We start from the raw sequence: 20242 nt of genomic DNA on the forward strand, positions 1-20242 counted from the left end.
TGGCTATAAGCATTGTAGCGACATCATGGAGCATTCTTTGAATACGCGCGACACAGCGGCTAAATTTAAAGCAACCGGTGAGCAAGAGCCGGTACCAGCCAGCGTTGATAAACGCCCTGGCCGGAAGTCGTTTGTCCGGCGCAGTGTCCGTTTTTTCTTTTTGTTGTTTCTGATTTGCTCTGTCGTTTTTGCAGCTGGCTTCTTGTGGTTTGTGGAAGTTTTGCAGCCCTCTGTGCAGGCGGTTGTACCCAAACATGCTGATGGCATTGTTGTTTTGACGGGTGGCCGAGACCGGATTTCGCAAAGTCTGGATCTTCTGGAAGTGGGAAGCGCGAAGCGTCTTTTGATCTCTGGCGTTCACCCATCAACCAGTGCAAAGCAGATTGCGCGGCTCAATTCCAAACGCATGTGGTTGTTTGATTGCTGCGTTGATCTGGACCGAAAGGCGCTCAATACCATCGGGAATGCCGAGGAAACTGCCAACTGGGTGCGAAAAAATCAGTTCAGCTCACTGTTGGTCGTTACCAGTGCCTATCACATGCCTAGAGCATTGGCCGAATTGCAAGTTCGCCTGCCGGATGCTGAGCTTTACCCAAGTCCTGTCTACCATAAAGAGCTGGATTTAGAGCATTGGTATGAAAGTTCTTCGATAACAAAGCTTCTCCTACGCGAATATGTGAAGTATATCCTCGTTCGGCTGCGAGTTGAGCTGGACGCTGTATTCCCTGTAAAACACTCCTCTTAATTTCGTAAGATGAAATCTGAATTCACCTTGGCATAGTGTCGGGTGGAAATGGTTGTGAAGGTCCTATGCTCGTCCTGCGTTCCGTTCTTTTTAACGTGCTTTTTTACATCAGTACTCTGATCATTATGATCGCGTGCATGTTTTTGTTCATTCTTCCTGTCCGGTATTGCTGGTGGTTGCTGCCATTCTGGGGCCGTGTAGAGAAGTTTTTGTTGCGTTGGGTTGGTGGTGTAAAATCCGAGATCACAGGCATCGAAAACCTGCCAGATACGGGCTGTGTCATCGTTTCCAAGCACCAGTCGGCATGGGAAACGTTTGCGCTTGCTGAGTATTATCGTCAGCCAACGTTTATCCTGAAGCGGGAGCTGCGCTGGGTGCCATTCTTCGGATGGTATCTGATGAAGTTCCGCCAGATTCCTGTTGATCGCGGTAAAAAGGGCAAGGCCCTTGCTGCCATGGGTAAGAGAGCTGCTGAGGCGATTGCGGAAAATCGCAATATCATCATCTACCCAGAAGGAACACGCCGTCCAGCTGGTGCTGAGCCACAATACAAATATGGTATCGTGCACCTTTATAAAACGCTGAACTGCCCGATTGTTCCGATTGCTCTTAACTCAGGTGTTTATTGGCCGCGTCGCCGGTTCTTCCGTTTCCCTGGTACGATCAAAGCAGAGATCCTTGAGCCTATTCAGCCAGGCTTGCCACCGGAGGAATTCTTCAAGCTTTTGCAGGAACGGATCGAGACTGCCTCTGACCGTTTGCTGGATGAAGCAGAAAAAGATACGCCGGATAACATTATCATCAAAGAAGCTCGTGTACTTCAGGCAGAATATAAGAAAAAATAAAGATTTTGCGTGGAAATCAGATGTTTCAAAGGAAGAAGGTCGCCTTTGCCTTAAAGGCGGCTTCTTTTTTTGACAATGCTCTGGCTTAACTTGTAACATGTTCGCAGTTTGTTCTATAAAGTACTATGGGAAATAGCAGGAGAAATCAGGAGAGTGCGTTGCAGTACTCATTGTTTGATGATCGCTTGCCAAGTGGCAGGTCTCCACGCGTGTCAGAGGAGCTAGGTGCTGGCAGCCAGTTTAAATACTGGTCTGGGGCATCCGGGCATCGTTACCTCTTTACCCGGATCTCTCCGGAAGAGGTTTCTGACTATGCGGAGAACCTTGTTCTGATCACAGACAAGAAGAGCGAAGCCGTTGTCTGGCTCGGGTTTTTGGGTATGTCGAATGAAAAGACCCCAATGCCTGCGCTGAAACCTTCGCAGGGTGCATACGTACATCTTCTGGCAGAAGACAGCGCGGAGAGGGATCGCGCTCACAATGATCTGCGTACGGGGATCTTTTCTTATATCAAGCAGGAAGACGAGTAGTCGAAACCTGAAGCTATATCGAGAGTTGTCGTGCCAGCCATTCTACGTTCTGGTCTTTAATACCCATTTCCTTCATATGCGCGTGAGTGTTGAGTACATACTCCGGATTTGCGCCAGACTGACCCACAGCCCCCTTTACAATCTGCAATTGGTCTTTTAGCGGTAACGCACCTGCATATTGCTCGTGTTTCTGGTCTGCAACGAATGTGACTGCACGAACTTTGGTGCCTTCCTCGTCCAGCAAACGGACACGGCGGTGTGTTTCCAGATACACCATGGTTTGCTGTTCACGCTCGCGGAGATACCCAAGTGTGTGCTGCCAGTTTTCTGGTGAGACCCTGAATGCCATGCCGATGCAAGCACCGCCTTTATCCAGCCCAAATACCAGTCCAGGGTTGTCTTGAGTCCCGCGATGAACCCATGAATACACGCAGAGAGATCTATGAACGCCATGCAAGATTGCGGGGACTGCTTGCTCGAAAGTAAAGCCAGGGCGCCAAATTAGTGAGCCGTAGCCAAATATCCATAAATCTCGCATAACTATTTTCTCGTAGAATTCTTTGAGTGACACGCCTATCAGGCTCGTAATCAGCATGCAACTCACAGCACTGTGTGAGGGTAACGGAGAGTAGATGACTGAACCAAAAGTATCCCGGCCTCCAAGAAAGTCGGCGTATTTCGTTTTGGCGATCCTTGTCGCCTTGATTATTGGCGGGTGGTCCGCCTATTGGGCAGTTGGGCGCGGTATTGTTTCTGACGTTATTCGCAACGGTGTGAAGGTTGCTGAAGCAGACGGCGGAAGTCTTGAATGTGGTGACCAGCAACTTGGCGGTTATCCGTTCCGATTTGAATTGACCTGTACCCCGTTCCGCATGGATAAGAACGGAGAGTGGTATTTTATCAATGAGTTACGTGGTGTAGCGCTGGCTTATAACCCGACCCATGTGATCTTTGAGGCGACTGGTCCTGCTGAGGCAAACTTTGGCCAGCAGGGGCCTGCATACTCTGCGCATTGGAAAACGGCTCAGGCGAGCGTGGTGGCTGAAAACAGTAAGCCTGCCAAAATTGACGCGGTCTTTAAAGAGCCGAAGCTGACTTACACCATTGGCGAGCAGTCTGTTGAGCTGAATGCTGAGCGGACAGAAGCGCATATGCGCCGCGTTGAAGGCAATGAGGACGCGCTTGATCTGGCTGTGCAGGTCAATGGCCTGACAGCAGGTAAAGTGTCTGATGATGTGCCGCTGGATATCAGCCTTGTTATTCAGTTGCCGGAGGGCTCGAAGCTTCTGGACGGCAAAGTTCGGAATATTGCTGATTTGATGGTTGATGAAGAATTAAAGGTCAACCTCTCCAGCTTGCAGCTGAAAAGCGGTGAGTTTTCCGTCAACACGGGTGGTGATCTGGTGATTGACCGTCAGGGGCGTTTGAATGGAACGCTGCCACTGGTGATCACTGGTATTCATCAGCTGGAGGATGTGCTGCGACCATTGTTCCCACAAGGCTCCAAGATGCTTGAATCGCTGCAAAAGACTGCGATGAGTATTGGGCAGGGAAGTGCAGTAAATGGCGTGCCGACGCTCAAGATCCCAGTGACCATAGAGAATGGGCGTGCTCGTATCGCGTTCTTTGATCTGGGGCCTGTGCCTCAGCTGATCATAAAAGAAAGCGGCTCGTAAGAGCCGCTTTTGGTTTATGCGAGAGCCAGACGGTCAATCGGGACGATGAAGCTGTCTTTGTCGTCTGGTTCTGCCAGATTTTCAAAGAGGCTGTTGTCGACCTTGTTTTTGTTTGGCACCAGCCAGCGGACGTGAAGCCAGTCACGTTCTTTACCGATCCTGGAGATTTCTTCCACGAGAGTGCGACCAATGCCGGTATGGCGGTGGTTCTGTACGACGTAGATATCATCCAACTGGCCAATGCGCAGGCCAGAGATCAGGTCTGGAATGTCAAAGAAAGCGGCAAAGCCAACCAGTGTCTCGCCTTCGAATGCACCAATGATTTCGATGGACTTGTCTTCGAGCAGGCGCTCGGAAAAGACTTCGTCCGGGCGACGTGGAGCGCCGCGCTTAAGAGCTTGCGCATTCTCTGCAATGAGAGGGGCCAAGTCTGGCGCGTCACCGGGTTTTAAGGCTCTAAAAGAAAGATCAGCCATTATACCTCTTCCCGTTCCTTCGTTTGATTTTGCGTTATAGAGTGACCCCAAACATCCCTTAAAATCAAGGTGTGAAAGTCTCATAGGGCTTGGAATTTTGTGGGATGCCTAATTCCTGAGGCTGGCTTGATTTTCATCGATGCTATTATTGCGGCCAAAGACCTAGTGTTTGACGGTTCAAAACTCGCAAATAGCACGAATGGTGAGTAGTGAAGGCGGATTGACGTCTCTAAACTCAGCCTGATTTTGCAACGCAACAGGAAGTGTCATGTCTAGCTCAGAGCAAGTTCATAATATCAGACCGCGTCGTAGTGCGCTTTACATGCCAGGTTCAAACGCACGGGCACTGGAAAAGGCCAAAGGGCTGGATGTAGATGTGCTGCTGCTGGACCTTGAAGACGCTGTTGCGCCTGATGCCAAAGAGATGGCGCGCACCCAGGTGTGTGAGGCTGTCGCTGGTGGCGGTTACGGGCATCGTGAGCTTGTTATTCGTATCAACGGGATGAAGACCCCCTGGGGCCAGGAAGACCTGAGAGCGGCTGTTGCTGCCAAACCGGATGCTGTGCTTCTGCCGAAGGTGGAAAGCCTCGCTGATATCAAGCCCGTTGCTGATTATCTGACAGAGCAGGGTGCTGACAGTGTTCGCATCTGGGCGATGCTTGAAACGCCGGGTGCGATCCTCAATGCCTCCGAAATTGCTGAGGCTGCTAAGGACCCGCATAATCGTCTGGATGTGTTCATCATTGGCACGAATGATCTGAGCAAGGAGAGTGGTGCACAAATCTTACCGGGTCGTGCTGTTTTGATGCCTTGGCTGATGACCTTCCTGGCGATCGCGCGTGTTGGTGGTGGGAATATTCTGGATGGCGTTTACAACAACTTCTCTGACCTTGTGGGCTTTGCGGATGAATGTAAGCAGGGCGCTGAGATGGGGCTGGATGGAAAGACGCTGATCCATCCTAAGCAGCTTGGGCCTTGCAACACTGCCTTTGCGCCGAGTAAGGCGGATGTTGAGTGGGCGAAGAAGATGATTGCCGAGTTTGAGCTGCCAGAAAACCAGAGCAAAGGCGCCGTGCAGGTTGACGGCAAGATGGTTGAGCGTTTGCATGCAGATATTGGCCGCAAAACGGTTGCGATTGCTGAGGCTATCAAGCGGCACGTGAACGCGTAAATTTGAACTCTGCGCACGTTTTAACCTCTGGTATCTGATAGGTGTGGCTGGTAGGTTCCCGCCCACACCAGAAGAATTTAAAGGAATAAACATGCGCCTTTACCGCCTCATCACCGAACCGGATTCTGCAAAGTTTTGTCACCGCGTCACTGAAGCGCTCAACAAAGGTTGGGAACTGCAGGGCTCTCCAACCATGACTTATGACGCAACTCAGGGCCTTACCATTTGTGGTCAGGCTGTGGTCAAGCATGTTGATGGTGAGAAGTACACGCCAGAGACCAAGCTTGGCGCTTGGTAAGACACGTTTTTGATTGATGTTGGAAGTGGCGGGAATTTCCCGCCATTTTGCTTTTGGGCTGCCGTTAGGCGCTTTCCAGCATGGCCTCTAAAACACCCCGATAGACCGCTCGAATGCGATGATGATGGTTTGGGGAAGCCTGCCAGAAGTTGGTGAGGCCGGGGCCTGCATTTAGTTCCAAGACATTTGCAGGTGTGTGGTCTTTGCTGAGGTCATCGCAAAGGATATCGACGCCTGCATAGCGCAAGCCGCATATGCGCGCTGCTTCCACGGCCAGATCTTTGAAGCCTTGCGAAGCTAGATCAGTGACGTCGACCGCTTCTCCACCGGTTGAGAGGTTGGCGTTGGAGAGAAGCTGCAGGAATTCTCCGTTATGGAGAGTGGTTGCCAGATTGTAGCCAGCTTCCTGAATGGCTTTGAGGATGCGCGGGTCGTCGTTTTCAACCTTATAGCCGCCGCTGCGGGTGGTGAGGGTTTTGATTTTTGCAGCCAATAGTTCTGCAATGGTGCTGGTGCCATCTCCGATGATGGAGAGAGGGCGCCGTTCGATGATGGCCAGAATGGTTCCATCAAGTACAATCACGCGGTAGTCACGGCCTGAGACAGCTTCCTGTATCAGCATGCGGTCGTTGGATCGCAAAGCGTTTGTGAGATGGGTGTTGAGTTCCGCCTCATCAGAAATCTTCTGAACGCCAACGCCTTGGGTGCCCTCATTGGGTTTTATGAAAACCGGATAACCCAGTGACTGAGCGATCTCGTCTGCATCTGTGAGCGTGTTCAGGCTTTTGGCGACATGCGGGTTGGCGGTGCTGAGTTGCCTGATGGCTTTGTCTGAATGTATGAGCTTGAAGTTTGGGGTTGGCAGGCCAGCGTCCTGTAGCAGGCGACCGCAGAAATCCTTGTCCCGTGCAGCTTCTCCAGCTGCATAGCTATTCAGTGCGAAGGCTCCGCCCTTGATGGGAAAACGTTTGCCGCCGCCTGTTTCGATATAGCCGAAATAGAAGAACTCGCTGTCGAGAGCGAGTTTGATGCCTTTCTCCTGACACAGCTCTGCAAGCAAGCGTGGGGCAAGAGGGAGGTTCGGCAGGTCAGGCGCAACAGGGATAAACTGCATTCAAGTTCTCAAGCTAATAAAAAAGGAGCGCCGAAGCACTCCTCTTCATACATCAGAATTTTGCTTAAGGCTCTAGTTGTTGCCGCGTCGCTGACGGGAATTCGCGATGTAATCAATCTTGAACAGATCCGGGTTAGTCGCGCCGTTCTCAGTCACGTCATAGATCGCAACAGACGTGTCATAACCCTGTGCGTCGCGTACAGTCCATTGTTTGAGCTTGTAGTTTCTTGCGTCGAAAATCAGCGTCAGGCGGCCAGATGTGAAACGGGTTTTATCATCTATAGCGATTGTGATGAGGTCAGGCTCAACAACCACGTTGGTTACATTGGCGTCTGTCTTAAGGTCGATTTTATCAGCCAGCAGGAAGCGCAGCGGTGTTTGGGAAAGAGGCCAGATGTCCTGTGTCTGCAACTTACGGTCCTTCACTGAAACCATGCTGCCGTCAGCAATGATGTCGAGTGTAGAAGGCTTGTTGTAGTAGAAGCGGACTTTGCCCGGGCGGCTGATGAAGAACTGGCCTTCTACACGCCCGCCGGTTGGGCCAAACTGCACGAACTTGCCGTGCATGTTGCGAACAGAGTTGAAATACTTGCTAACGGCGTCAATGGCTTGCACGTTGGTCAGCGCGACTGGCTGTGCCTGCTGGGCTGTTTGAGCGGCGGAGTGTTCCGCTGTCAGTGGGACAGAACCAATAAAAAGCGCTGCCGCAATTGCGAGGCTTTTGCCAATCCTACCAAAAGAGATCGCCTGAGATGCAATCATAAATATAACTCCGCTGTCAAAACTCGTAGAACAACCGTAAGGCGAGTTGATTAACTCTTCTCTAAATCCAGCTTGCGGTTATTTGTGAACCCTCATTCTGAAAGGCTATCGTTACCATAAGGCGAAGATGGGGCATATGCCTCAAATTCCATAAATTCGCCTAGAGATCTCCGAAAAGACTGATCAACTTTTCGGGAGTGTTTTACAGCAGTCTCCCCGTGATTGGCTATAGGCAGACTGCTGTAAGAGAGGTATCAGAACTGTTCGCCGTTTTCTGGAAGCAGGATCTCGCGCTTACCGGCATGGTTCGCTGGGCTGATCATGCCTTCCTGCTCCATGCGCTCAATGAGAGAAGCTGCACGGTTGTAGCCGATTGAGAGGCGGCGCTGAATGTAGGAGGTTGATGCTTTGCGGTCTCTGGCGACGATTGCAACGGCCTGATCGAACAGGTCGTTGGTTGCGTTGCCGGAGCCTTGGGTCAGAGCGTCGTAACCGCCTTCAGACTCAGCGTCTTCAGTCACGTCAGAGAGATAAGTTGGTGTTCCTTGCTCTTTGAGGTGTGAAACGATGTCTTCCACCTCATCATCAGCGACGAATGGGCCGTGAACACGTTGGGTTCTACCGCCAGCAGCCATGTAAAGCATGTCACCCATACCAAGCAGCTGTTCTGCGCCCATTTCGCCAAGGATTGTGCGACTGTCGATCTTAGACGTCACCTGGAACGAGATACGGGTTGGGAAGTTGGCCTTAATGGTGCCGGTGATGACGTCCACGGATGGGCGCTGGGTTGCCATGATCAAGTGGATACCAGCTGCACGGGCCATCTGTGCCAGACGCTGGATTGCGCCTTCGATGTCCTTACCGGCCACCATCATGAGATCAGCCATCTCATCGACGACCACGACGATGTACGGCATTTTCTCCATTGGCAGTTCTTCTTCTTCGAAGATTGGCTCGCCAGTGTTTTTGTCAAAGCCGGTCTGAACGGTTCGGGTGAAGCTTTCGCCCTTCTTCATGGCTTGCTCAATGCGGGTGTTGTACCCGTCGATATTGCGCACGCCCATCTTGGACATTTTCTTGTAGCGATCTTCCATCTCACGAACGGTCCATTTCAAAGCCACAACAGCTTTGTTTGGATCGGTCACAACAGGGGTGAGAAGGTGTGGGATGCCGTCATAAATGGACAGTTCCAGCATCTTTGGATCGATCATGATCATCTTACACTGCTCAGGGGTGAGCCTGTAGAGCAAGGAGAGGATCATGGTGTTTACGGAAACGGACTTACCAGAGCCCGTGGTACCAGCCACGAGCAAGTGCGGCATGCGGGCAAGGTCGGCGATGACGGCTTCACCATTAATGGTTTTGCCAAGTGCCATAGCCAGCTTTGCTTTGGATGCGTCAAAGTCCTCAGAATCCAGAAGTTCACGAAGGTATACGGTTTCGCGCTTGGCGTTCGGCAGTTCGATACCGATGGCGTTTTTACCCGGAATAACGGCCACACGTGCAGAGATTGCGCTCATGGAGCGGGCGATGTCGTCTGCCAGACCGATGACGCGGGAAGATTTGATGCCCGGTGCCGGCTCCAGTTCGTAAAGGGTTACAACAGGTCCCGGACGAACTGCGATGATTTCGCCGCGGACGCCAAAGTCACCCAGCACACCTTCCAGAATACGGGCGTTTTGCTCAAGCGCATCTTTGCTTAGGCGTTGTTTGCCGTCGGCTTGAGGCTCAGCGAGAAGCTCAATGCTTGGCAACTCAAACGGTGGTTGCTTGATAATTGCGGTAGATCTTTTTTCCTGAGCAAACGGGCGCGGTACAGAGCGTCCCGGAGCAGGGGGTGGTGGCTGTTGTTGAGGCGCCGCCTGCATTGGTGGTTCTTGCTCATCAGGACTTGCAATGCCGATCGGTGCATCTGGCTGAGGGCCGAGATGAAGGTCTTCGCCCTCATGGTATTCATCTGGTCCGAGCACATATCCCTGTTCATCATAAACAGGTTCACCTGCAGGAACGGGCTCCCACTGTTCTTCAGGATAGTGTTCGTTTTGTGCGGCGTAATGTTGGGTGTTGTCGTGTTGTGGGTCAAACTGCACATCTGACCGCTCAGCCTGATCTTCCTGCTGATAGTAATCGCTGAGGCCATCGTCTTCGACAGGCATAAGCTTGGCCGCTACTTTGCGTCTTAAACGGGAAACCAGTCCGCCTTTTTCAGCGGGCTCATCTTCATCAGCTTCGTGCTCATCCCACTGCTGATCTGCCTGTTGGTCTTGCTGTTCTTCTTCGTAGTATTCAGGTTGCTGAGGTTGGTTTGGATCATGCGGAGCTGCTGCATAATCGTCTTCCTGCCAGTTTTGCTCAGTGACCAGCTTGCGCTTGAAGACCGTGCGCTGGATCGCGCTGGTTGCCATGAGCTTCCAGTGGCTTAGCGCGCCAATGATTGCATAATAGCGATTGTTTTCGCCGTCATAGTCTTCCTCAGAATCTTCCGTGAACGGCAACGCTTCGTGAGGAGTGTATTCATCTTCAACAGCTTCATCTTCGTTGAACTCTGCCGGGGTTGGGTCTTTGCCGATGAGACCAGCTGCGTAAGCTAATAGCACAATTGAAGGCAGACCAAGGCCGACAGCACCGGTCAGGGTTCTCATGCCGGTTGAGAGCTCTGGCAGGATTGCGGTTGGAACTGAGAAGATCCAGTCGCCAAGGAAACCGCCAAGTCCTGTTGGCAGTGGCCAGCTTGACGGAATTGGAATGGCCGCCAGACCACCTGCAAACAGCACGGTTCCGACAAGCCAGGTCAGAAAGCGTTTGCGGGTGACACCGGATGTGTATTTGAGAGACAGGCGCCAACCCCAGATGAAGATGGGCACCAGAAAGACAGCTGTTGCCAGCCCGATTGTCTGCATCAGAACGTCTGCAACAATGGCTCCAGTCTGACCCAGTGCATTGTGAATCTCCGCATTGGTTGCGTGATTCAAGCTTGGGTCGTCCGTTGACCATGTTGCGAGGGCTGCCGCCACACAGAGACCGATGACGAGGATCACCGCGCCACCAATGACGATTATATTGCTTTTGATAAAGCGCTTGATCGGGCTCTCTGTATCAGCCAGTGAAACAGAGCTTGCTTTTGGTCGTTGCATTGCAGCAGCCTGACGCATTCAATTACTCCAGAGAGTCCAAAATTCTTCGGAAAGCTTCCTTGCTGACTTCCAAAGATTCAACGAGGGCGAGGCGGATGTATTTATCACCGGGGTTGGAACCGTCCGGCATATCCGAGGCGATGTAAGCTCCTGGGAGGGACTTCACGCCCACTTCGCGCCAGAGCTTTTCAGCGATCTGTGTTCCTGAACCCCAGCGGGATACATCCAGCCAGAGGAAGAAACCACCTTCTTTGCGTACTGAGCCAAACAGAGGAGACAACATTTCCTCAGCGGCGTCATACTTTTCATTGTAGAGGCGGCGGTTTTCGATCACGTGTCCTTCGTCACCGAACGCGCGTACGGCGAGTGCTTGCACAGGCATTGGGACCTGTGGTGCTGCAACGTTGCGGAAATCTGCGAAGAATTGGATGAACTCTGGATCTCCGGCAGCAAAGCCACAGCGTGCGCCGGGGAGGTTGGAGCGCTTGGACAGAGAGTTGAATGTCACGACATTTTTCAGCGTGCCATCAAGAGCTTCTGCGGCTTCCAAAATGCCTGTTGGAGGCGTGTCGCGATAGATCTCAGAATAGCACTCATCAGCGAAGAGCAGAAAGTCGTGTTTGCGTGCCAGCTTGATGAGCTTTTGCCAATATTCCATAGGCGCAACGGTGCCTTGTGGGTTGGCGGGGGACGCAAAATAGAACGCGACGGTGCGGTCGAGCAAAGCTGGATCGATGGCATCCAGATTTGGCAAAACTCCGTCTGCTGGTTCTGGCAAAAGAATTTCGTCAGCACCCGCAATATGAGCGCCAGCACCGTAGGATTGGTAAAACGGGTTCGGCAAAATAACAGCCGGCTTGCCGTCTTTCTTCAGATAATCGCGTGCGCAAACACAGCCAAAGACAAGACCTTCGCGAGAGCCGTTGAGCGGAATAACGCTTTTGTCTGGATCGAAGGCATCAGAGAGTTGAAAACGGTTTTTGACCCATTTGCCAACAGTTGCACGGAATTCATCAGTGCCACGAATTGCTGGGTACTTGCGGAAGCCGCTCTGATTTTCTTCAAGTACTTCAATGACGTAGCTTGGAGGTTCATGACGCGGTTCACCGATTGTCATGACAATTGGATCAAGACCCGGTTCGATTCCAGCGAGCTGCTGATTCAGCCGCTGAAACGGGTTTCCTCCGCTAGATTTTTTCTCAATTTCTTTCGTGGACACAAGAATTCTCGCAGGAATGATTTACAACAAATGCTCGGAGCACCAAAACTCTAGTGTTTTTTGGTAAATTGGCTGTTAACCAATTTACTGTGCGCTAAGCTGAATAGGTGTTTCTTCTGGGGTTTGTCATCTGATTTTTTAGAAGTGTGGGTTTTGATGTGTGTGCTGAGTTAGGATCGAACTTGGGCCGAGATTTGTCGAAATGGCACAAACCACAGAAAACATTGAGGCGAGCCATATTCATTTGGATTCCTCATTTGTCATTGTTTTTTCCAAGTCAAAAGGCACGCGCAGACTCACGTTAGAACAGTTGCGTGACTATGAGCTGGAGCCCGACGAATTTTATTGGGCTTATTTGCAGCGGGTTGCCGCTCAGAACCGCGAGTTTCTTGAAGAAGTTGGGCTGGAACACAGCGATATTGATGATCTTTTAGCCCGAGAGGTGCGTCCGCATTGCCATGTGCGCACAAGAGGGGCGTTTATTGCCATCAATGTTTTCAATGAGTTGCCCAAACAAGAAAGCGGCGACATGGAATGTGCCCAGATCTGGGTGGATGCTAAGCGGATGATCTGCATCTGGCACGATCCGCTGGATGTTTTTCAAAGTTTGCTTGAGGGATTCAAGACCCGTGTTCCACCAGAAAGCACGGCAGAATTCTGGGCTCGGTTGGTGCTGGCGATTGCGGAACGTGCTGAAGAAATGGTTGAGGTACTGCAGGACAGGATCGATCATCTTGAGGATGTGGTGCTGGAGACAGGAGACCACCCTTGGGAAAGCGAACTTGCGCAGGTTCGTCGGTTAGCAACCATTGTCAGGCGCAGCATGCTGGCGCATTTGGACATCTTGAGGAATTTTGAGATTGAGAAGTTTGAGTGGGTCAATCGGATCAACAAACGTCGCGTTCGTGAGGCGGGTGACCGAGCCCTTCGAATTGCCGAGGAGATGGATGCTATCCGTGAACGCGCAGAAATAGTTCACGACCAGATCATGTTTAAACGGTCAGAGAACACCAACCGCTACATGCTGATGATGGCGGCCATTGCCGTGGTATTTCTGCCGCTTAGTTTTGTGACTGGACTGCTGGGCATCAATGTCGGTGGCATCCCAGGAAGTCATGACCCGGTTGCGTTTAGTATTGTCAGCGGACTTCTGATCATTTTCGGCGTGGGACTGTTTGCAATCGTCCGATGGTTTAGGATTTTTTAGAAGGCTGGCTCCGTGCTTAGTCCTATCAGAAAGCCGGAACCACCATTTGGGAACGGGTTTTAGAAATCGCTGGTAATGCCTTTGACTTCCCAATCGCTGTAGCGGGCAGGATCCAATCCACCGCGGCCATTGAGCTCTTTCGGCATTTCTTTCTGGGCTGCGTCGATCTCTGTGCGGCGCTCTTCAGCTTCTTTTAAAGCACGTTGGGCAGCTGGGGGCAGGTCTTCAAACCGGCGTTTTTTTGGCGCTTCTTCAATCTGCTCCGTCGTATCGACTTCTTGTGTTTTAAAGTTTTCGACGGCTGATTTGTTGTCTTTTTCCATTTCAATCCCCGTTGGCTGATGCTGCTTATCGCTGTTGTAAGCTTGCGTTTGCCATTTGGAGCTACCACTTAAGCTGGTAGTGGTAGTTTCACAATGATCGCGTAGGCTTAGATATAGGCGCGAGAGCCTGTATTTTGCAATGGGCACTGCGTTCATTGGTGGATGACCGGTAGAATTGGCGAACTAAAAGAACAGATTGGAGCATTGAAACCATGAACTATGTACGGACCGGTATGCTGCTTGCGGCGATGACCGCTTTGTTTATGGGCATTGGCTTCATGCTTGGCGGCCAAACCGGCATGCTGATTGCTCTATTGATCGCCGGCGGCATGAACATCTTCTCCTATTGGAACTCGGATCGCATGGTTCTGTCCATGCACCATGCGCAGGAAGTGGATGAACGTCAGGCCCCGGAACTTTATGGCATGGTTCGTACCATGGCGGCGCGTGCTGAGCTCCCGATGCCAAAGGTTTATGTGATCAACAACCCGCAGCCCAATGCGTTTTCGACTGGCCGAAACCCTGAGAATGCGGCAGTTGCAGCAACGACTGGTCTTCTGAACTCTCTTTCCAAAGAAGAAGTTGCAGGCGTGATGGCGCATGAATTGGCGCACGTGAAAAACCGTGACACGCTGATCATGACAATCACTGCGACGATCGCTGGTGCGATCTCCATGCTGGCGAACTTTGCGCTTTTCTTTGGAGGAAACCGCAACAATCCGCTTGGTCTGATTGGGTCGATTTTGATGATGATCCTTGCACCAATGGCGGCGGCTTTGGTTCAGATGGCGATTTCCAGAACACGTGAATATGCGGCTGACCGTATGGGTGCGCAGATTTGTGGTAACCCGCTTTGGCTTGCTTCCGCTTTGCATAAGATTGCTGGTGGCGCGGCACGGGTTGTGAATGAAGATGCAGAACATAACCCTGCAACGGCGCATATGTTCATCATCAATCCGCTTTCCGGTCAGAATATGGACAACCTGTTCTCGACACATCCGAACACAGATAACCGGATTGCGGCGCTTCGTCAGATGGCTTCTGAAGCTGGCTTTACTGAAACGCGTAGTTCTGGTGGTGGTCATTTTAATGTACGCGAGACGTCACAAGCTCAGCCGCAGCGTGAAACACGTCGCCCAAGTGGCCCATGGGGAGCATCCCGCCAATCAGGCCAGCGCGGTGGGAATGACCAGCCTAGTCGTGATGAACCGCGGAAGCCCAAAGGGCCATGGGGCTAAAAGCAAGGGAAATCTGCGAATGCGAACCGTCTCTCGCATTTGCTTTGTTGATTGTACCGTGTTTACCTGAATAACTATTCGCGCTTCCCAAATTGTCTTTGCAATATTAAAGGTTCTGTGGTTAGCCGAGCAGGATTTGACAGTTCTCCTTTGGTTACAACTGGCAGTAATCCGCCGAAACTCTAGTGGAACCTGATGAAACCGGTTGGCCTCTGAGTGAGGCTCTTCACACAAGAATGCATCTTTAAAAGAATAGATGGCGCCGAAGGTCTGGCGACACATTCTGGAATACATGGATCAACGATGAGCGCAGAGCGTAAGAATACATCCTCTCAGGACAGAAACTCCAAGTTCAAGGGGAGAAAGCGTTCTGGAGCACAGAAGACTCCAAGAGACAATGACAGAGCTTCTGAAACGGAGAGCGTAGAGGGCACCTTTAAAGATCCCGGCTATGCTACTCGTAAGGTTGCCACCGATCTGATTGGTAAAGTTTTGAGCAAGCGCATGCCACTGGATGGTGAGCTTGATCTGAACAATGGTCATCCAGGTTATAAGCGCCTTGAGCCGAATGATCGAGCGCTTGTTCGTGCAATTATTGGCACTGCGCTGCGTCGCCGTGGTCAGATTCAGGATGTGGTTGATCGCTTTCTTGACCGTCCTATTCCTGAGAAAACCGGTCGCGTTCTGGACATTCTTCATGTTGCCATGGCGCAGTTGTTCTTTATGTCCGTGCCGGATCACGCAGCGGTTTCCCTTGCTGTGACGCTCGCTGGCCGTGATGCACGTGCCAAGCCGTATAAAAACCTCGTCAATGCTGTTCTACGCCGTGCAACACGTGAAGGTGCAGCGATAATTGCTGAACAAGATACTGCGAAGCTGAATGCTCCTGATTGGATGTTTGCACGCTGGTGCGAAGTTTATGGCGAAGAAGCTGCGCGTGCGATGTCCTCTGCGCATATGCAGGAGCCGTATCTGGACCTGAGCGTGCCAGCAGACCGTGATGATTGGGCAGAAAAGCTGGGTGGTGAAGTTCAGCTGGGTTACTCCGTACGCTTGCAGCCAGATGGGCCGATTGAAAAGCTGGAAGGCTTTGAAGATGGCAAATGGTGGGTTCAGGATGCTGCAGCTGCAGTTCCGGCTCGTTTGCTGGGTGATATCAAAGGCAAAGTGGTTGCTGATTTGTGTGCCGCCCCCGGTGGTAAGACCATGCAGCTTGCAGCCGCAGATGCTGATGTGACAGCTGTCGATATCTCAGCCCGTCGTTTGCAGCGTCTGACACAGAATCTAAAGCGTGTTGGTTTGGAAGCTGAGACTGAAGTTTCTGATCTTCGTGAATTTGTACCGGTTGATCTTTTTGACGCGATTCTTCTGGATGCACCTTGTTCTGCAACCGGTACCATTCGCCGTCACCCAGATGTGGCATGGCTGAAGCGTGAAGATGATGTGCTCAAGCTTGCTGACCTACAGTACGAGTTGCTTGAAAAAGCACTGGGTTGGTTGAAGCCGGGCGGAACTCTTGTCTATTGCACCTGTTCGCTGGAACAGGAAGAGGGTGAACTGCAAGTTCAGCGCTTGTTGCTGGAGCATCCTGAGGTGCAGCGTGTGCCTGTAACAGCTGATGAGCTGGGCGGCGTTGCTGAGGCGATTAATTCTCAAGGCGACTTCCGTGCGATGCCAGGTCAGAACCCATCCTCAGGTAAAACATCTGGTGGTCTGGATGGCTTTTTCGCGGCTCGTTTGCGTCTCTCTTAAAAAGAGCTGGTGGAATGTCACCAAGGATTTGCGCAAAGTGGGCATGGTTAACGAGATTTAAAGAGCTTGGGCGCAAACCATTTGTTAAGTTTGTTTAGAGCGTGTTGTTGCAAATCGCTTTCTTGCTCACGCTCTAAATCTTTGTTTTTGTGCGTATCCTTATCTGAAACCGAAACTGCTTTTCGGGGATACGCTCTAATGGAGTGCTGAAGGGGTATGACGGGCGCAACGGTGTCTGAAAGACTTAGAATCCTTAGTCTTTTGACACAAAACATGGCTCAAAACAGTCTGAACTGGGCGCGAGGGGGATCTATGTTCCGCTTGTTCTCGTTTGGAAGTGCGCCATCGCGTCTGCTTATCGCTCCTCAGGATTTGCGCACTGCAGATGCTACAAACGCCGCTGACATTTATGCTGGCCGGTTCCTGTTTGCCGGGCACCTGGTTGAGGTGGGCGGGCAATCTCCGTTTGATGTTGAGCCGCCAAATCTCCAATGGTCAAAAGCGCTGCATGGGTTTTCCTGGCTTCGCCATTTACGTGCTGCTGAGACCAACATGGCACAGCAAAATGCCCGTGCCTTGGTTGAGGACTGGATCAGGTCCTGTGGTCGCTGGCATGATAGCGGTTGGAAGCAGGAAGTTGTTGCGCGCCGTGTGTTGAGCTGGATGGCTCAATCTCCGTTATTGCTGACCGGATGTGAAGCGGATTTCTATCGTGCCTTCATGCGGTCGCTGTACCGGCAGGTGCGCTATCTACGCCGGACTATGAACAAAGCGCCGGATGGCTTGCCGCGTCTGACAGTTGCCATGGCGAATGCTTGTGCAACGGTTTCTATGGATGGGCAGGGGCGTCACGTCAAACAAGCTCTGAAGCGTCTTGATCAGGAGTTGAAGCGTCAAATCCTGCCGGATGGTGGTCATATCTCCCGGCATCCCGGTGCGATTATTGAGATCCTTGTTGATCTGCTTCCAATCCGTCAGGCGCTCGTGATGCAGGGGCAAACGGTGTCTCCAGTCATGATGGAATCCATTGACCGCATGATGCCGATGATCCGTTTCTTCCGTCATGGTGATGGATCCTTTGCTCACTTCAATGGCATGGCTTCTACGCCGGGTGATGTGGTTGCGACCATCCTTGCTTATGATGATGCACGTGGAACACCGCCTGTTAGTGCACCGCATTCCGGCTATCAGCGTCTCACTGGTGGTGATAGCCTTGTGATGATTGATGTGGGAGCGCCGCCGCCAACGCGTTTCTCCAGCAGTACGCATGCCGGTTGTCTCTCCTTTGAGTTCTCCTCAAAGCGCAATCGCATTGTGGTGAACTGTGGCGTCTCTACACGAGAGCAAGTTGCCTGGAAGATGGTGGCTCGTTCCACCGCTGCACATTCAACAGCCGGGATTGGTGATACGTCTTCTTGCCGTTTTCTGACGTCCTCTCGTTTTGATAAGGTGTTGGGTAATCCGGTGTTATCCGGTCCCAAAGATGTTGAAGCGGAGCGACAGGACACGGACCTTTCTGACCGTGTGATTGCGAGCCATGATGGTTATGTCGAGCGTTATGGCATTGTTCATGAACGTGATCTGACGCTGTCGCGTGATGGAACAGTTCTGGATGGAATTGACCGGTTCAAGCCAACGTCTGACAAGACAGAGGAAGAGACAGTCACGATCCGCTTCCACCTACACCCACAGGTAAGCTGCACCATGTTGCCATTGGGTGATGCTGCTGTTTTGCAGTGTGCGGATGGTGAAGCCTGGGAGTTTTCTGCTGATGGGATTGAGTTCTCTGTTGAGGAATCAATCTACCTGTCAGACGTTTTCGGTCACCGTCAAACGCAGCAGATTGTTCTTAGTGTTGGTGTAAAAGAAGCGCTGAGTGTGACCTGGATGCTAAGAAAGACAGCCTCTGCCAAGGCGCGGCGGAAGACCTAACGTCATTTGTGCTCTTGCCCTTTAGGGGATGTAAACTGCTCCTAAAGGTTACCCGTCAAACCGCTCTCAATCCCCATAAAATGGGTTCCCACAGCTGTGAATAAGTGTTATTTGGCGGGCGTCAAAACCCTTCCATTTTCTCTAAGAGAGTAGGCTTTTACCCATGGCCGTTGTCTCCAAAGGCGTTCCGATACCTGAACTCGTATCGGTTAAGCGTGCGCTTCTTTCTGTCTCCGATAAAACCGGTCTTGTTGAGTTTGCGAAAGCGCTTTCCGAACGTGGAGTTGAGCTGATCTCAACAGGCGGAACTCGCAAAACGATTGCTGAGGCTGGCCTCCCAGTTAAAGATATTTCCGAGGTTACTGGTTTTCCTGAAATCATGGATGGCCGTGTTAAGACGCTGCATCCTATGGTACATGGCGGATTGCTGAGCATTCGTGATGATGCTGAGCATGTTGCTGCGATGGATGAGCATGGCATCACTGGTATCGACCTGCTTTGTGTGAACCTTTATCCATTTGAAGATACGGTTGCATCTGGTGCTGACTACGCAAACGGTGTCGAGAATATCGATATTGGCGGTCCGGCGATGACACGCGCTGCTGCCAAAAACCATGCCTATGTAACCACTGTTGTTGACCCAGCTGATTATGCTGCTGTGGTTGTGGCGCTGGATACGCATAACGGTCAGTCTCCAATTGCTCTCCGTAAGAAGCTGGCGCAGAAGGCTTTTGCTCGTACCGCTGCTTATGATGCTGCTGTTTCCAACTGGATGGCAGAGCAGATTGATGAGGCGGCTCCGGATTATCGTGCGATTGGTGGTACGCTGAATGAAGTGATGCGCTATGGTGAGAACCCGCATCAGGCAGCAGGCTTTTATGTAACCGGTGAGAAGCGCCCAGGTGTGGCGACGGCTCGTCAGGTGCAGGGTAAGCAGCTCTCTTACAACAACATCAATGATACGGATGCAGCGTTTGAGCTTGTTTCCGAGTTTGATCCGGCTCGTACGGCAGCAGTTGCTATCATCAAGCATGCGAACCCATGTGGTGTTGCTGAAGCGCCTACGCTGAAGGAAGCCTACGAGAAAGCGCTGGCGTGTGATCCGGTTTCTGCGTTTGGCGGCATTGTTGCGCTCAACGGGACTCTGGATGCGGATGCTGCTGCTGAGATCACCAAGATCTTCACTGAGGTGATTATTGCTCCTGATGCGACAGAAGAAGCGATTGAGCTGGTTGCTAAGAAAAAGAACCTGCGCTTGCTCCTGACGAATGGTCTTTCTGATCCACGTGCCAAGGGTCTGTTTGTGAAGACTGTTTCTGGTGGCTTGCTGGTTCAGGATCGCGACAGCGGTGTTGTTGATGATCTGGATCTGAAGGTGGTGACAAAGCGTGCTCCGTCTGATCAGGAACTGGCAGATCTGAAAATGGCCTTCCGTGTTGGCAAGCATGTGAAATCCAATGCGATTGTCTACGTCAAAGACGGCGCAACTGTTGGCATTGGAGCAGGGCAGATGAGCCGCGTTGACAGTGCTCGCATTGCAGCACGCAAAGCTGAAGATGCCGCTGAGGCTGCTGGCCTTGCTGAGCCGTTGACCAAAGGTTGTGTGGTTGCGTCTGATGCGTTCTTCCCGTTCGCTGATGGTTTGCTTTCCGCTGCTGAGGCTGGTGCCACTGCTGTTATTCAGCCTGGTGGTTCCATGCGTGATGATGAAGTGATCAAAGCTGCTGATGAAGCTGGCTTGGCAATGGTCGTTACTGGAATGCGCCACTTCCGTCACTAAAGGGCAGCATCCTTTATAAATTCTGGGCCTTCGCAGGTTA

Annotated in this window: 18 protein-coding genes; 11 read left to right on the forward strand and 7 right to left on the reverse strand. The window is 51.7% G+C overall.

Annotated elements, in window-relative coordinates; genetic code table 11:
* The first annotated feature begins 37 nt into the window (after nucleotides 1-37).
* The 3 genes from PPL9_RS21555 (at nucleotide 38) to PPL9_RS21565 (ending at nucleotide 2120) form a co-directional block, all read left to right on the forward strand.
* A complete protein-coding gene (locus tag PPL9_RS21555; protein WP_208988152.1) occupies nucleotides 38-745 on the forward strand; it encodes an ElyC/SanA/YdcF family protein in 708 nt (235 codons plus the stop codon).
* Between the two features lie 137 nt (nucleotides 746-882).
* Nucleotides 883-1590 (forward strand): lysophospholipid acyltransferase family protein, encoded by a 708-nt coding sequence (locus PPL9_RS21560; RefSeq protein ID WP_208989532.1) that lies wholly within the window; start codon nucleotides 883-885, stop codon nucleotides 1588-1590.
* Nucleotides 1591-1748: 158 nt separating this feature from the next.
* On the forward strand, nucleotides 1749-2120 hold the full coding sequence (locus tag PPL9_RS21565) for a hypothetical protein (protein ID WP_208980588.1): 372 nt from the start codon (nucleotides 1749-1751) through the stop codon (nucleotides 2118-2120).
* 13 nt (nucleotides 2121-2133) lie between these two features.
* On the opposite strand, the gene PPL9_RS31510 is transcribed toward PPL9_RS21565, so the two are convergent.
* The gene (locus PPL9_RS31510; RefSeq protein WP_348271980.1) at nucleotides 2134-2715 is read right to left on the reverse strand and encodes a gamma-glutamylcyclotransferase; all 582 of its coding nucleotides are present in this window, start codon (nucleotides 2713-2715) and stop codon (nucleotides 2134-2136) included.
* A 37-nt stretch (nucleotides 2716-2752) separates the two neighbouring features.
* Here PPL9_RS31510 and PPL9_RS21575 point away from each other — a divergent pair, with 37 nt between their 5' ends.
* On the forward strand, nucleotides 2753-3796 hold the full coding sequence (locus tag PPL9_RS21575; RefSeq protein WP_057464657.1) for a DUF2125 domain-containing protein: 1044 nt from the start codon (nucleotides 2753-2755) through the stop codon (nucleotides 3794-3796).
* 14 nt (nucleotides 3797-3810) lie between these two features.
* Here the strand turns inward: PPL9_RS21575 and PPL9_RS21580 are convergent, their stop codons facing one another.
* Complete coding sequence (locus PPL9_RS21580; protein WP_057464658.1) at nucleotides 3811-4272, reverse strand: GNAT family N-acetyltransferase; 462 nt, start codon at nucleotides 4270-4272, stop codon at nucleotides 3811-3813.
* Between the two features lie 268 nt (nucleotides 4273-4540).
* On the opposite strand from PPL9_RS21580, the gene PPL9_RS21585 reads away from it, so the two are divergent.
* A complete protein-coding gene (locus PPL9_RS21585; protein WP_057464659.1) occupies nucleotides 4541-5443 on the forward strand; it encodes a CoA ester lyase in 903 nt (300 codons plus the stop codon).
* A 91-nt stretch (nucleotides 5444-5534) separates the two neighbouring features.
* A complete protein-coding gene (locus PPL9_RS21590) occupies nucleotides 5535-5741 on the forward strand; it encodes a DUF1737 domain-containing protein (RefSeq protein WP_057464660.1) in 207 nt (68 codons plus the stop codon).
* Nucleotides 5742-5805: 64 nt separating this feature from the next.
* Here PPL9_RS21590 and PPL9_RS21595 read toward each other — a convergent pair whose 3' ends face one another.
* The 4 genes from PPL9_RS21595 to PPL9_RS21610 all read right to left on the reverse strand — a co-directional run bounded on the left by PPL9_RS21595 (nucleotide 5806) and on the right by PPL9_RS21610 (nucleotide 11970).
* Nucleotides 5806-6855: a cyanophycin synthetase gene (locus PPL9_RS21595; protein WP_057464661.1), complete on the reverse strand. Its 1050-nt coding sequence runs from the start codon at nucleotides 6853-6855 to the stop codon at nucleotides 5806-5808.
* Nucleotides 6856-6927: 72 nt separating this feature from the next.
* Nucleotides 6928-7617, reverse strand: coding sequence for an outer-membrane lipoprotein carrier protein LolA (locus PPL9_RS21600; RefSeq protein ID WP_057464662.1), 690 nt, complete (start codon nucleotides 7615-7617; stop codon nucleotides 6928-6930).
* Nucleotides 7618-7871: 254 nt separating this feature from the next.
* A complete protein-coding gene (locus tag PPL9_RS21605; protein WP_057464663.1) occupies nucleotides 7872-10769 on the reverse strand; it encodes a DNA translocase FtsK in 2898 nt (965 codons plus the stop codon).
* Between the two features lie 4 nt (nucleotides 10770-10773).
* Complete coding sequence (locus PPL9_RS21610; RefSeq protein WP_057464664.1) at nucleotides 10774-11970, reverse strand: aminotransferase class I/II-fold pyridoxal phosphate-dependent enzyme; 1197 nt, start codon at nucleotides 11968-11970, stop codon at nucleotides 10774-10776.
* Nucleotides 11971-12172: 202 nt separating this feature from the next.
* Between PPL9_RS21610 and PPL9_RS21615 the strand changes: the two genes are divergently transcribed.
* The gene (locus PPL9_RS21615) at nucleotides 12173-13177 is read left to right on the forward strand and encodes a CorA family divalent cation transporter (protein ID WP_057464665.1); all 1005 of its coding nucleotides are present in this window, start codon (nucleotides 12173-12175) and stop codon (nucleotides 13175-13177) included.
* Nucleotides 13178-13236: 59 nt separating this feature from the next.
* Here PPL9_RS21615 and PPL9_RS21620 read toward each other — a convergent pair whose 3' ends face one another.
* Nucleotides 13237-13500 carry a DUF1674 domain-containing protein gene (locus PPL9_RS21620; protein ID WP_057464666.1) on the reverse strand — a complete coding sequence of 88 codons (264 nt, stop codon included), beginning with the start codon at nucleotides 13498-13500 and terminating at the stop codon, nucleotides 13237-13239.
* Nucleotides 13501-13712: 212 nt separating this feature from the next.
* Between PPL9_RS21620 and htpX the strand changes: the two genes are divergently transcribed.
* The 4 genes from htpX (at nucleotide 13713) to purH (ending at nucleotide 20202) form a co-directional block, all read left to right on the forward strand.
* A complete protein-coding gene (gene htpX / locus PPL9_RS21625) occupies nucleotides 13713-14738 on the forward strand; it encodes a zinc metalloprotease HtpX (RefSeq protein ID WP_057464667.1) in 1026 nt (341 codons plus the stop codon).
* 303 nt (nucleotides 14739-15041) lie between these two features.
* Nucleotides 15042-16490: a 16S rRNA (cytosine(967)-C(5))-methyltransferase RsmB gene (gene rsmB / locus PPL9_RS21630; RefSeq protein ID WP_082597029.1), complete on the forward strand. Its 1449-nt coding sequence runs from the start codon at nucleotides 15042-15044 to the stop codon at nucleotides 16488-16490.
* Nucleotides 16491-16763: 273 nt separating this feature from the next.
* Entirely contained in the window at nucleotides 16764-18422 is a 1659-nt protein-coding gene (locus PPL9_RS21640; protein WP_057464669.1) for a heparinase II/III family protein, read from the forward strand.
* Nucleotides 18423-18585: 163 nt separating this feature from the next.
* Complete coding sequence (gene purH / locus PPL9_RS21645; protein ID WP_057464670.1) at nucleotides 18586-20202, forward strand: bifunctional phosphoribosylaminoimidazolecarboxamide formyltransferase/IMP cyclohydrolase; 1617 nt, start codon at nucleotides 18586-18588, stop codon at nucleotides 20200-20202.
* The last annotated feature ends 40 nt before the right edge of the window (nucleotides 20203-20242 follow it).

The organism is Pseudovibrio sp. POLY-S9 (assembly GCF_001431305.1).
Lineage (GTDB): Bacteria > Pseudomonadota > Alphaproteobacteria > Rhizobiales > Stappiaceae > Pseudovibrio.

Bases quoted from the DNA above. Each gene is read 5' to 3' on its own strand.
- rsmB (WP_082597029.1), top strand. From the start codon at position 15,042: ATGAGCGCAGAGCGTAAGAATACATCCTCTCAGGACAGAAACTCCAAG.
- PPL9_RS21590 (WP_057464660.1), top strand. From the start codon at position 5,535: ATGCGCCTTTACCGCCTCATCACCGAACCGGATTCTGCAAAGTTTTGT.
- purH (WP_057464670.1), top strand. From the start codon at position 18,586: ATGGCCGTTGTCTCCAAAGGCGTTCCGATACCTGAACTCGTATCGGTT.
- PPL9_RS21575 (WP_057464657.1), top strand. From the start codon at position 2,753: ATGACTGAACCAAAAGTATCCCGGCCTCCAAGAAAGTCGGCGTATTTC.
- PPL9_RS21600 (WP_057464662.1), bottom strand. From the start codon at position 7,617: ATGATTGCATCTCAGGCGATCTCTTTTGGTAGGATTGGCAAAAGCCTC.
- htpX (WP_057464667.1), top strand. From the start codon at position 13,713: ATGAACTATGTACGGACCGGTATGCTGCTTGCGGCGATGACCGCTTTG.
- PPL9_RS21560 (WP_208989532.1), top strand. From the start codon at position 883: ATGTTTTTGTTCATTCTTCCTGTCCGGTATTGCTGGTGGTTGCTGCCA.
- PPL9_RS21615 (WP_057464665.1), top strand. From the start codon at position 12,173: ATGGCACAAACCACAGAAAACATTGAGGCGAGCCATATTCATTTGGAT.
- PPL9_RS21605 (WP_057464663.1), bottom strand. From the start codon at position 10,769: ATGCGTCAGGCTGCTGCAATGCAACGACCAAAAGCAAGCTCTGTTTCA.
- PPL9_RS21620 (WP_057464666.1), bottom strand. From the start codon at position 13,500: ATGGAAAAAGACAACAAATCAGCCGTCGAAAACTTTAAAACACAAGAA.
- PPL9_RS21585 (WP_057464659.1), top strand. From the start codon at position 4,541: ATGTCTAGCTCAGAGCAAGTTCATAATATCAGACCGCGTCGTAGTGCG.
- PPL9_RS31510 (WP_348271980.1), bottom strand. From the start codon at position 2,715: ATGCTGATTACGAGCCTGATAGGCGTGTCACTCAAAGAATTCTACGAG.
- PPL9_RS21595 (WP_057464661.1), bottom strand. From the start codon at position 6,855: ATGCAGTTTATCCCTGTTGCGCCTGACCTGCCGAACCTCCCTCTTGCC.
- PPL9_RS21640 (WP_057464669.1), top strand. From the start codon at position 16,764: ATGGCTCAAAACAGTCTGAACTGGGCGCGAGGGGGATCTATGTTCCGC.
- PPL9_RS21580 (WP_057464658.1), bottom strand. From the start codon at position 4,272: ATGGCTGATCTTTCTTTTAGAGCCTTAAAACCCGGTGACGCGCCAGAC.